This is a genomic window from Alteromonas macleodii ATCC 27126 (genome assembly GCF_000172635.2).
In the GTDB taxonomy this organism is placed as follows: Bacteria; Pseudomonadota; Gammaproteobacteria; order Enterobacterales; family Alteromonadaceae; genus Alteromonas; species Alteromonas macleodii.
The window spans coordinates 3380029-3391680 of record NC_018632.1 but is presented as its reverse complement, the minus strand read 5'-3'; the positions used below and the strand labels follow the sequence as shown (position 1 = coordinate 3391680).

8 protein-coding genes are annotated in these 11652 nt (G+C 45.6%); 7 read left to right on the top strand and 1 reads right to left on the bottom strand.

Annotated features, from left to right (window positions below):
* Positions 1-12 precede the first annotated feature (12 nt).
* Positions 13-645, top strand: a complete 633-nt coding sequence (locus tag MASE_RS14510) for a carbohydrate binding domain-containing protein (protein ID WP_014950491.1) — start codon at positions 13-15, stop codon at positions 643-645.
* 88 nt (positions 646-733) lie between these two features.
* Here MASE_RS14510 and MASE_RS14505 read toward each other — a convergent pair whose 3' ends face one another.
* Complete coding sequence (locus tag MASE_RS14505; RefSeq protein ID WP_014950490.1) at positions 734-1891, bottom strand: S-(hydroxymethyl)glutathione dehydrogenase/class III alcohol dehydrogenase; 1158 nt, start codon at positions 1889-1891, stop codon at positions 734-736.
* A 189-nt stretch (positions 1892-2080) separates the two neighbouring features.
* Here MASE_RS14505 and MASE_RS14500 point away from each other — a divergent pair, with 189 nt between their 5' ends.
* From MASE_RS14500 to ung, 6 genes are all read left to right on the top strand, one after another.
* Positions 2081-2959 (top strand): LysR substrate-binding domain-containing protein, encoded by an 879-nt coding sequence (locus MASE_RS14500; RefSeq protein ID WP_014950489.1) that lies wholly within the window; start codon positions 2081-2083, stop codon positions 2957-2959.
* 81 nt (positions 2960-3040) lie between these two features.
* Positions 3041-5581: an excinuclease ABC subunit UvrA gene (locus MASE_RS14495; protein WP_014950488.1), complete on the top strand. Its 2541-nt coding sequence runs from the start codon at positions 3041-3043 to the stop codon at positions 5579-5581.
* Positions 5582-5957: 376 nt separating this feature from the next.
* Positions 5958-8423, top strand: coding sequence for a bifunctional aspartate kinase/homoserine dehydrogenase I (gene thrA, locus MASE_RS14490; RefSeq protein WP_014950487.1), 2466 nt, complete (start codon positions 5958-5960; stop codon positions 8421-8423).
* 170 nt (positions 8424-8593) lie between these two features.
* Positions 8594-9538, top strand: a complete 945-nt coding sequence (thrB, locus tag MASE_RS14485; RefSeq protein ID WP_014950486.1) for a homoserine kinase — start codon at positions 8594-8596, stop codon at positions 9536-9538.
* Between the two features lie 118 nt (positions 9539-9656).
* A complete protein-coding gene (gene thrC / locus MASE_RS14480; protein WP_014950485.1) occupies positions 9657-10940 on the top strand; it encodes a threonine synthase in 1284 nt (427 codons plus the stop codon).
* Positions 10940-11611, top strand: a complete 672-nt coding sequence (ung, locus tag MASE_RS14475; RefSeq protein WP_014950484.1) for a uracil-DNA glycosylase — start codon at positions 10940-10942, stop codon at positions 11609-11611. The genes thrC and ung overlap by 1 nt, the downstream gene beginning before the upstream one ends.
* Positions 11612-11652 lie beyond the last annotated feature (41 nt).

Genomic DNA, 11652 nt, shown 5'->3' with positions numbered 1-11652 from the left:
TCGGAGAAGTACATGAGCAAGTGGTTAGTAGTTTTATCTTTAGTTTTCGGTGTGAGCACGACAGCTCACGCCAATTTGATTTTAAACGGTAGCTTTGAGAACAACGATATTAAGAGTAATAGCTGGAAAGCCTTCACTGCTGGAACAGTTGATGGGTGGAGTGGCACAAATATGGAGCTATGGGATAACTTCCAAGGGTTAAATGCATTTGATGGTAGCCAATATGCTGAGCTTAATGCCAATGGCAATAATGGCCGATACTTTATTTTTCAAAGCTTCTCTACTGAAGCAGATGCTACCTATGATGTGTCATTTGCTTATGCAGCACGAGGCAAAGGTGAAAGTTTTCAGCTAGACATATTCAGCGATACGGATGACATTTTGTTCAGTCAAGTGTTTGACGATCACGCTATTAAAACTTGGTCTGAATTCTACGGTGATTTTGTTGCGCAAACTGCGCTGACAACCATCCGTTTTTCTACCATCAATACAGGAACCTATGGCAATTTTGTTGATGATATCGTGGTAACTGAAGCGCCTAGATTAGCGAGTGTATCCAGTGTTTCAGTTAGTGAGCCAGCGAGCTTGGCTATTTTGCTACCTCTTTCAGCTTTTGCGTTTATAAGACGTAAGAGAGCCAAATAGATTTACACATATGGTAACTACAAAAAGGCCCGCATTTATGCGGGCCTTTGTTTTTTATGCAAAAATATCTGCGCTTTGGTTCTAATGCTCATTTATCCATATGCACAACAGAGCGGATACTTTCACCTTTATGCATTAAATCAAAGGCATTGTTAATGTCACCAAGACCCATAGTGTGAGTGATAAACTCTTGAAGACCAAAGTCACCATTTAAGTATTGCTCTACAATACCTGGTAGCTCTGAACGACCTTTAACACCGCCAAATGCAGAGCCGCGCCATACACGACCTGTCACTAACTGGAATGGGCGCGTTGAAATTTCTTGTCCTGCACCAGCTACACCAATGATCACAGATTCGCCCCAACCCTTGTGACAGCACTCAAGTGCAGAACGCATCACGTTGACGTTGCCGATACATTCAAACGAGTAGTCAACACCGCCGTCAGTCATTTCGACAATCACTTCCTGAATAGGCTTATCGAAATTCTGAGGGTTTACCACGTCAGTTGCACCAAGCTGTTTTGCTAGGTCAAACTTACTTTCATTAATATCAATACCAATAATGCGGCCGGCGCCTGCCATGCGTGCACCAATAATGGCAGATAGACCGATACCACCTAACCCAAAGATAGCAACCGTGTCGCCTTCTTGTACTTTCGCCGTTTTAAGCACGGCGCCCATACCGGTTGTCACACCACAGCCAAGTAAGCATACTTCTTCTAACGGGGCCGTTTTGTTTACTTTTGCTAGCGATATTTCTGGTAAAACCGTGTACTCAGAAAACGTTGAACAGCCCATGTAATGATAAATTGGCTCACCATCTTTAGAGAAGCGGCTTGTGCCGTCTGGCATTAAGCCTTTACCTTGTGTTTCGCGCACTGCTTGGCAAAGGTTAGTTTTGCCTGACTTACAGAACTTACATTCGCCACATTCTGCGGTGTAAAGAGGAATAACGTGATCACCAACTTCTACGCTGGTTACACCTTCGCCCACCATTTCAACAATACCACCACCTTCGTGGCCTAGAATTGAAGGGAATACGCCTTCAGGATCATCACCGGACAGCGTAAATGCATCAGTGTGGCATACGCCAGTTGCAACGATGCGTACAAGTACCTCGCCTTTCTTAGGAAGCTCTACGTCAACTTCTTCCATCTTTAACGGCTCACCCGGGCCCCAAGCCACCGCAGCTTTTGACTTGATGTGAGTTTGACCTTCTTGCAACGAATCTTTAAACGATGTCATGTGATGACTCCTTAATCATAAATATACGATGATGTTTTATAGGCCAAAGTATAGGAGACGGATTACTAATGATAAATACGGTTTTAGTAAATCACTATTTCATATTTGTAATAATTGATTTGGCCAAATAGAATGTACTCAAATAAACCAGCGCTGTGTTGAACAACGCTAAACTAACGAGTGGCGATAATGAAATATCTAGAAGGCATAGCCGAGTTTTGTGCCGTAGCTGACGTTGGCAATTTTACCGGGGCTGCAAATAAGCTCGATACGTCAGTGGCGCAGATAAGCCGTAAAGTCGCATCACTTGAAAAGCAGCTAGGCGTAAAATTATTACAGCGTACAACGCGCAGCGTATCGCTTACTGAAGCGGGTACGCAGTATTTTCAGCAGGCAATGCCCGCGTTAAAGGCGCTCGAAGATGCCCAGCTAGCTGTGAGCGCACTGCAAGCATCGCCGCAAGGGCTAATTAAACTTACCGCTCCCGTAGCGTTTGGCGAAGCATTCATAGCGCCATTGCTCAATACCTTTATGCAAAAGTACGCTGGCATTAGTGTGCAGTGTACGTTCTCCAATGAAAAACTCGATATTGTGGAGCTTGGTCTCGATCTCGCTATTCGTATTGGCAAACTAGAAGACTCGACGCTGGTTGCAAAAAAGCTGGCTACACGTCATTTGTTTGTATGCGGAAGTAGGGATTATTTTAAAGAGCAAGGTCAACCCAAAAGTATTGAAGAGTTAAAAGAGCACTCGTTGCTGGTGGGGTCACAACCCTATTGGCGTTTACTTATCGATAATAAAATTCAATCAATTCCTGTACAGGGAAGAGTACGGTATAACAGCGGGAATGCCCTATGCAGCGCCGCGGTTGCTGGTTTGGGTATTGCACAGCTACCCGGTTTTTACGTGCGTAAAGCGCTAGCCTCTGGTCAGCTAATAGAGCTGTTTCCCGAGTACAAAGACAAGCAAGAGGCTATTTGGGCCGTATTTCCTTCAAACCGAAATGTTGCACCTAAAATTAGATTGCTGGTGGATTTTTTAGCTCAACATCTCATCTCAGACAGCTGATGTGTTTGTTTAAAAATAGTGATCGAAATACAGCGCCTGTATCTAAATATTCTTTAATAAAGGTGACATGCAGGTGATGAAGTGCACAATGATGAGGGAAAAATTAACGTACGCGGCGCTCGTGTACACAACTTAAAAAATATCAGTATTGATATACCGCGAAATGAAGTGGTGGTGTTTACCGGTGTATCTGGCTCAGGAAAATCTTCTTTGGCTTTCGGTACGCTTTACGCAGAAGCTCAGCACCGCTATTTAGATTCAATATCACCTTATGCCAGACGACTAATTGAGCAGGTGGAGAAACCTGACGTAGACGTGATTGACGGCTTACCGCCTGCTGTGGGCCTGCACCAGCGCCGGGGCGCACCTTCAGTTCGTTCTTCCGTTGGTAGTATCACCACGCTTTCTAATAGTCTGCGAATGCTTTATTCCCGGGCCGGGGATTATCCCAAAGGGCAGAGCATTGTCTACGCAGACGGGTTTTCTCCTAATACGCCCGAAGGTGCATGTGAACATTGTGACGGTATTGGAAAAGTTTTTGACACACAAGCTCATCGCCTTGTACCCGACGACAGCCTCACCATACGTGAGGGCGCTGTGGCAGCTTGGCCTGGTGCATGGCAGGGCAAAAACCTAGTAAGGGTATTGTTGTCGCTAGATATCGATGTTGATATTCCATGGCGTGAACTGCCTCAAAAAACCCGTGACTGGATCTTATTTACCGACGAAATGCCTCAGTTACCTGTATACCGAAACTATAACCTAGCGCAAACCCGTAAAGCACAACAAGAGGGCGAGCCTGCCAGCTACAATGGCAAGTTTATCAGCGCGCGACGTCATGTGCTCGATACGTTTAAAACCTCTCAAAAAGAGAAAATGAAGCAGCGAATTGCTCCCTTTATATCTGTTGAAGCATGTCCGGTTTGCCGTGGAAAAAAGCTTAAGCAAAATGCGCTGGCAGTGAAAGTTGATGGCTTAGATATTATTGAGTTTTCAAGGCTGCCACTACAGCAAGTTCACGAAAAGCTTCAGGCATTAAGAAAGTCAGTCAACGGTGATACTTCAGAGCGTGGTCAGGTGATACGTACTATTACGGGCGACATTATTGAAAGAGTGAAGCCCATAGTAGCGCTTGGGCTTCATTACCTTTCGTTAGATAGAAGTACAACAAGTATCTCAGTAGGCGAACTACAGCGATTGCGTCTGACGACCCAGCTTAAATCGAATTTATTTGGCGTTGTCTTTGTTATGGATGAACCCTCATCAGGTCTTCACCCTCGCGATGTAGAAGGGCTTATTCACGCGCTTCACAATATTACCGATACGGGCAATTCACTGCTCGTTGTCGAGCACAATCCTTACGTCATCAAAGGGGCTAACTGGGTCGTAGATGTAGGGCCGAAAGCGGGAGTGAACGGAGGTGAGCTTGTCTATAGTGGGCCGGTTAAAGAACTGGCAAGCACAAAAAACTCTTTAACGGCAGACTATGTTTTTAACAATAAAGCACTAAGCCAGCGTATAAAACGTAAATCATCAGGGGGATTGCGTTTAAAAGACGTGTCCAGAAATAATGTCAGCCATGTTGATATTGATATTCCACTAGGTGTGATGACCTGTGTCACTGGCGTTTCCGGCTCTGGAAAGTCGAGTTTAATTAGCCAAGCATTAGTTGAGTTGGTCAAAGATGGTTTAAGTACAGCCGAGAAAGAAGGGAAGCGAGCGCAAGAAACAAGAGAAACGAAAGAACTGCTTACTGACGCCAATTCGCTTCTTACTAACGACACTTTTTCACTTAAAAGTGAACCGCGACAAGGCTGTATTGAAAGCGGACTTGAAGCGTTAAGTCGTATAGTTGTGGTAGATCAGTCTCCCATCGGCAGGACACCCCGTTCAACTTTGGCAACCTATACCGGCATATTTGACCAAATCAGAAGTTTATTTGCTTCAACCGAAGAAGCAAAATCCCGTGGTTACGATGCGGGTCATTTCTCGTTTAACGTTGCAAAAGGGCGGTGCCCACATTGTGAAGGCTTGGGTGTGGTATCGGTAGAATTACTATTTATGCCGAGTGTTTATTCCCCCTGTACTGTTTGTAACGGTCAGCGTTTTAACGATAACGTACTGGAAGTTGGTTACAATGAGCATTCTATCGCTGATGTATTATCGCTTACGGTTGAAGAAGCACTATCTGCATTTAGTGATAATCAAGTTATTACGCGGGGACTTACAACGCTAATGAACGTAGGGCTTGGCTATCTAACCCTTGGGCAAAGTGCCACTGAATTATCAGGCGGCGAGGCGCAGCGCATTAAATTAGCGTCAGAACTTAAACGTGCTCAAAATGCTAATACCCTATACGTGCTTGATGAACCTACAACAGGTTTACATCTTTCAGACACTGCATTGCTTATGCAGCATTTAAGCACCTTAGTTGAAGCGGGGAATACTGTGGTGATGGTTGAGCACAATATGCAGGTGGCTGGGGCTTGCGACCACATTATTGATATGGGGCCAGGCGCTGGTGATGAGGGAGGAGAAATAGTTGCTGAAGGCAGACCAGAGGAGGTTGCTAAAGTTCAGCAAAGTGCAACAGCCCCATTTTTAAAGGCGAGTTTGGCTTAAAGAAAGGTTTTGATTGAGTTAGGTTTGAATGATCTTAGAAATAAGTCGTTGTTTAAAGCTACTTGAATACTAGTAAGCCAGCAAAGAAACGGCTTGAACTCGTATTTGTACCTTAAAAAGAAATATTAGTTAAAGAGTGTTGCACTTTTTGCAACACAGTGTAGTGAAAACTGCGGTTGACATATAGACGTCTATACGGCAAATTGCTTGTATGAAAAAGATTCTACTTACTCGCACCACCATTATGTTAATTACCACCTTAAAAAGGGCGGTCGCTGACTAGTGCAAGTAAGCAAAAGACAACGAAAGCCCGCCTAACACAGAGCGGGCTTTTTTTTACACACGTTTTAGCATGCGTAACCTTAAGGAGCAGCATATGAAAGTCTTAAAGTTTGGGGGTTCTTCTCTAGCCGATGCACCGCGATACATGCGCGTTATGGAGATTAGCACGGCGACCCACCAAACCGACGGTGCTGCGGTTGTACTCTCTGCCCCAAAGGGGGTAACGAACGCGCTTTCACTACTATGTGAACAAGCAGCCGCGGGTGAAGATTTCCAGCCGTTATTCAATAAGTTGAACGACACGGTTACCGGCATCGCCAACAACCTAAACGAAGAACTCGACGGGTTTGCACATGCAAGCGTGGTAGAATTCATTAATAGTCACCTTTCCGTATTAAAACAGCACCTTGAAGGTATTAAGCTGCTTGGTGTTGCACCTGATAATGTCGCTGCCGGTATTCTAAGTATTGGTGAGTACATCTCGGTGACGCTTTTTAGCGCTATGCTATCTGCTAAAGGTATTGCTAATCGCGTTATCGACCCGGTTAAGTATGTGCTGGCCGAAGGCGATTACCTAGACAGCATTGCCGATGTGTCGCTTAGTAAAGCCCGCTTTTCAGATGTGCCTACTGACGGCAGTGAATTTCTTGTCATGCCGGGGTTTGTTGCTGCTAACGAAGCGGGCGAGAAAGTCACGCTTGGGCGTAACGGCTCAGACTATTCAGCGGCCATTTTAGCGGCGTGTATAGACGCAAATTGCTGTGAAATTTGGACAGACGTAGACGGTGTTTATAACGCTGACCCGAATCAAGTTGAAGGGGCAGTGCTGTTAGACAAGCTTACCTATCAAGAAGCGATGGAGCTATCTTATTTCGGTGCTAAGGTGCTTCATCCGAAAACTATCGGTCCTATTGCCCAACACCACATCCCTTGTTTGATCAGAAACACACTAAACCCAGCTGCGCCAGGTACGCTAATCAGCAATGAAAAAAGCGAGGTGTGGACGTCAGTTAAAGGTATTTCACAGCTTGATAACGTCACCATGTTTAACGTTGCAGGCCCTGGCCTTAAAGGCATGGTAGGTATGGCAAGTCGTGTGTTTGAGGTGATGTCGAACGCCAATATTTCAATAAGCCTTATTACCCAGTCTTCTTCAGAATACTCAATCAGTTTCTGTATCCAAAGCAAAGACGCCAGCCGAGCGTTAACGCTTCTTGAAGATGCGTTCGCGCTAGAGCTTCAAAATCAATTGCTAGATCCTATTGAAGTGCGTCATGACCTAGCCATTGTTACTTTGGTTGGTGACGGTATGCGTCAAACCAAAGGGTTGGCTGCGCGTTTCTTTAACTCGCTTGCCCAAGCGCGCGTAAACAACGTAGCCATTGCTCAAGGCTCTTCAGAGCGCTCTATTTCAACGGTAATTGAAAGTAAGCGTGCTAAGAAAGCAGTAAAAGTCATTCATCAGAATTTTTTCTCTGACCGCCATACCATCGACGTGTTCCTAGTAGGGTGTGGCAATGTGGGAACCGAACTGCTAGGTCAAATTGAAAAACAACAGCCTGCGTTGTTAAAACGCAACGTGCAGCTGCGAGTTTATGGTATTGCAAATAGCCGTAAGCTGCTGTTAAACAGCCAAGGTATTGATTTAAGCGGTGACTGGAAAGCGGCACTTGAATCGGCAAGCGAAGGATTAAGCGTTGAACGCCTGCATCAGTTTGCTAACGACAATAGTCTGGTAAACCCGGTGATTGTTGACTGTACTAGTCACGAAGCGATTGCACAGCAATATGTAGATATGATGGAAAGCGGTTTTCACGTGGTAACGCCAAATAAAAAGGCGAACACGAGCGCAATGTCTTACTACCGTAAGCTTCGCAAGACCGCGCAATCGACAAATCGTCAGTACCTTTACGAAACCACTGTCGGCGCAGGGCTACCGGTTATTGATAACTTGCAAAAGCTATTCAGCGCCGGCGACACCTTACACCGCTTTGAAGGAATTCTATCGGGCAGTTTGTCTTATGTATTTGGCAAACTTGAAGAGGGCATGAGCCTGTCGCAAGCGACACAAACAGCCAAAGACAACGGTTTCACAGAGCCTGATCCGCGCGATGACTTAAGCGGCATGGACGTAGCGCGCAAGCTGCTTATCATGGCTCGTGAAGCTGATTTAGCGTTAGAACTATCTGACATTGAAATTGAGTCTGTACTGCCAGAAGGCTTTGCTGAAGACTGTTCAATTGACGAGTTTATGCAGCAGCTGCCAGAGTTAGATGCGTCGTTTGGTGAAAAGGTTGAAGCGGCTAAAGCAGAAGGTAAAGTACTTCGTTATATCGGCAGCATTGAAGACGGAAAATGCAAAGTAAGCATTCAGGCTGTACCGGCAAGTAACCCTCTTTCGCAGGTAAAAGACGGTGAAAACGCGCTGGCGATTAACAGTGACTACTATAGCCCAATCCCTTATGTAATTAGAGGATATGGAGCAGGTGGTACGGTAACAGCAGCAGGGGTGTTTGCTGACATTCTGCGTACTATGCCGTGGAAGCAAATGGCGCACTAAGGGCTAAATAACGCTTAGCTTGCTTAGCGTAGATAGGCGGCTAAAGTAAGATATTCGAAGGTGTGACTTAGGCCAGTAATGTTGTGGCATCGATTTAAAGCGCTAATTTATTGAGCTAATTTGAAGCGCTAATATAAAGAGCACGCCACAAGCGAAGTAAGAGTAATAATATGAAAGCATTCACGGCCTTCGCGCCGGCATCAATTGGAAATGTGAGCTTAGGCTTTGACGTACTGGGCGCAGCGCTTGCGCCCGTTGATGGCACTAAGCTAGGTGATGAAGTTGAAATAAAGGCGGCTGAGTCATTTTCACTAGAAACGGTGGGGCGCTTTGCTCACAAACTCCCGGGCGATGCAGACAGTAATATTGTAACCAAGTGCTATCACTATTTCTGTGAGCAAATGGAAAAGGCTGGAAAAACAACCTCTCCTGTTGCGCTTACGCTTCATAAAAACCTTCCAATAGGCAGCGGGTTGGGTTCAAGCGCAAGCTCTATAGTGGCAGCGTTTGCAGCGCTAAATGCTTACTTCGACACCCCGTTCGATGAAGATACTCTACTTATAATGATGGGCGAATTAGAAGGCCAAATAAGCGGTAGTATTCACTATGATAATGTTGCTCCCTGTTACTTAGGTGGTATGACGTTAATGACAGGTAGCGATGCGCCTGTCACGCTGTCGTTGCCGTTAAACGACGAATGGTACTATGCCGTTTGTTATTCAGGCATTAGCGTATCAACGGCGGCTGCTCGCGATATCTTGCCTAAACAGGTGGAAATGGCGACGGCACTAACCTTTGGTCGACAGCTAGGTGTGTTTGTACACGCCTTACATGTAGGTAACTTTGATTTGGCAGCATCGGTAATGAACGATGTCATAGCCGAACCTTACAGAAAATCGCTACTGCCTGGCTTTGATGACGCTCGTGCGTTTAGTGAGCAAGCGGGTGCGCTCGCTTTTGGTATTTCTGGCTCGGGACCTACGGTTTTTGCCGTGTGTCCAAGTAAAGCGCAGGCGGAAAAAGTCGCCGCCTATTTAACAGAGAACTACATTCAAAATGAAGATGGCTTTAGCCATGTGTGCCAAATACCAAGCCAAGGCACCATTGTTTCTTAAGGTACATAGCTTTTTAAGGTACATGGTTTCTTAAAGGCAAATGATTTCCTAAAAGCACAATAATTTTTTAAAAGATTAAAAGGGCAGAGTACTTGCCCACATAAAAAGGTAACAGCAAGTGGAATTGGTAAATTTAAAAGATTCATCGGACACAGCAAATTTTGCTGAAGCCGTTAAGCGGGGCTTAGGTAAAAACCAAGGGCTTTATTTCCCAGAGCATATTCCTACCCTAGACAATATTGACGAATTGTTGGAAAAGCCATTTGTAGAGCGCAGTATTGAAGTACTTCGCGCCCTTATCGGCGATGAGCTGAATAATGGCGAGCTAGAAGAAATTGTTCAGACCGCATTTGCTTTTGGTGCACCAGTTGAGCAGGTCAACGATAACGTATACTGCTTAGAGCTTTTCCATGGTCCAACGCTGGCGTTTAAAGATTTTGGCGGCCGCTTTATGGCGCAAACCCTGTCGCGTATTAGCGAAGGGAAGCCAGTTACCATTCTAACAGCGACTTCAGGTGATACCGGCGCAGCGGTTGCACATGCATTTCACGGCATCGACAATATCAACGTGGTTATTTTGTTTCCAAAGGGCAAGATTAGCTCGCTGCAGGAAAAGCTATTCACTACGCTAGGCGGTAATATTCATACCGTTGCTGTTGAGTCAGACTTTGACGCATGCCAATCACTAGTAAAAACCGCGTTTGACGACCCTGACGTACGTGAAGGCCTTCACCTGAACTCAGCAAACTCAATCAACATCAGCCGTTTACTAGCGCAGGTTTGCTATTACTTTGAAGCAGTAAGTCAGTTGCCAAAAGAGAAACGAGACCAACTCGTTATTTCAGTACCTAGTGGTAACTTTGGTAACCTTACGGCTGGCATGATTGCTAAATCGTTAGGTTTACCTATAAAGCGTTTTATCGCAGCAACTAACTTAAACGACACGGTACCTCGATACCTTAAAACCGGCGAGTGGGAACCTAAGGCGACGGTTGCGACCATGTCTAACGCAATGGATGTGAGTCAGCCTAATAACTGGCCGCGAATAGAGGCGCTTATTGAGCGTGGCTATATCGACAAAGCGTGTCTTAAAGGTGAGATGGTTGACGAAGAATATACGCAGCTTGCTATGCGTCAATTAGCGCAACAAGGCTATACCAGCGAGCCACATGCCGCGATTGCCTATCGCGCAGTAAGTCATGACTTAGAAGACGGCGAAATTGGTTTGTTCTTAGGAACAGCGCACCCGGCTAAGTTCAGAGAAACCGTTGAAAACGTGCTAGGTAATCCAATCAGCTTACCGAAAGCGTTGGCCGATGTAGCAGGCGAAGACAGCTTAGCGGTAGACTTGCCAGCGTCTTACGATGCACTTAAGCAGCATATGATGGATTTGCTTAAGTAATGACACCCTCGGCTACAACATGGCAAAGCGCGCTTGGTGATGAAAAGCAAAAAGACTATTTTGTTACGTTGCTTGAGCGCGTGAAGCACGCTCGTGAAGCGGGAAGCGTTATCTACCCGCCTCAGTCTGACGTATTCAATGCGCTTAAATACACGCCGCTAGACGAAGTAAAAGTCGTGATCTTAGGTCAAGATCCGTACCACGGTCCTAATCAAGCCCATGGACTTTGTTTTTCAGTAAAAGCTGGCGTTAAAACACCGCCATCGCTTAAAAATATGTACAAAGAGCTGTTGTCTGATATTGAAGGTTTCACTGAGCCTAATCACGGCACGCTGACGTCGTGGGCGGAGCAAGGGGTATTGCTACTTAATACTGTATTGACCGTTGAGCAGGGCAAAGCACATAGTCACGCGAAATGGGGATGGGAAACCTTCACCGATAAGGTTATCGATGTGGTCAATGAGCACTGCCAAAACGTTGTGTTTCTTCTGTGGGGTAGCCATGCGCAAAAGAAAGGTAAGCACATTAACCGTGAAAAACACCACGTTTTACATGCGCCTCATCCGTCGCCACTCTCAGCACACAGAGGCTTTTTAGGTTGCAAACACTTCAGCCAAACAAACGAATACCTTATTGCTAAGGGCAAAGAACCCATTAATTGGCAGGTATAGTACTGGCAGAAACAGCAGCTAGCCACACAGCAAGTGTGATT

Excerpts from the sequence above, each read along its gene's own strand:
- thrB (WP_014950486.1), top strand. The coding sequence starts at position 8,594 with ATGAAAGCATTCACGGCCTTCGCGCCGGCATCAATTGGAAATGTGAGC.
- MASE_RS14500 (WP_014950489.1), top strand. The coding sequence starts at position 2,081 with ATGAAATATCTAGAAGGCATAGCCGAGTTTTGTGCCGTAGCTGACGTT.
- MASE_RS14510 (WP_014950491.1), top strand. The coding sequence starts at position 13 with ATGAGCAAGTGGTTAGTAGTTTTATCTTTAGTTTTCGGTGTGAGCACG.
- MASE_RS14505 (WP_014950490.1), bottom strand. The coding sequence starts at position 1,891 with ATGACATCGTTTAAAGATTCGTTGCAAGAAGGTCAAACTCACATCAAG.
- ung (WP_014950484.1), top strand. The coding sequence starts at position 10,940 with ATGACACCCTCGGCTACAACATGGCAAAGCGCGCTTGGTGATGAAAAG.
- thrA (WP_014950487.1), top strand. The coding sequence starts at position 5,958 with ATGAAAGTCTTAAAGTTTGGGGGTTCTTCTCTAGCCGATGCACCGCGA.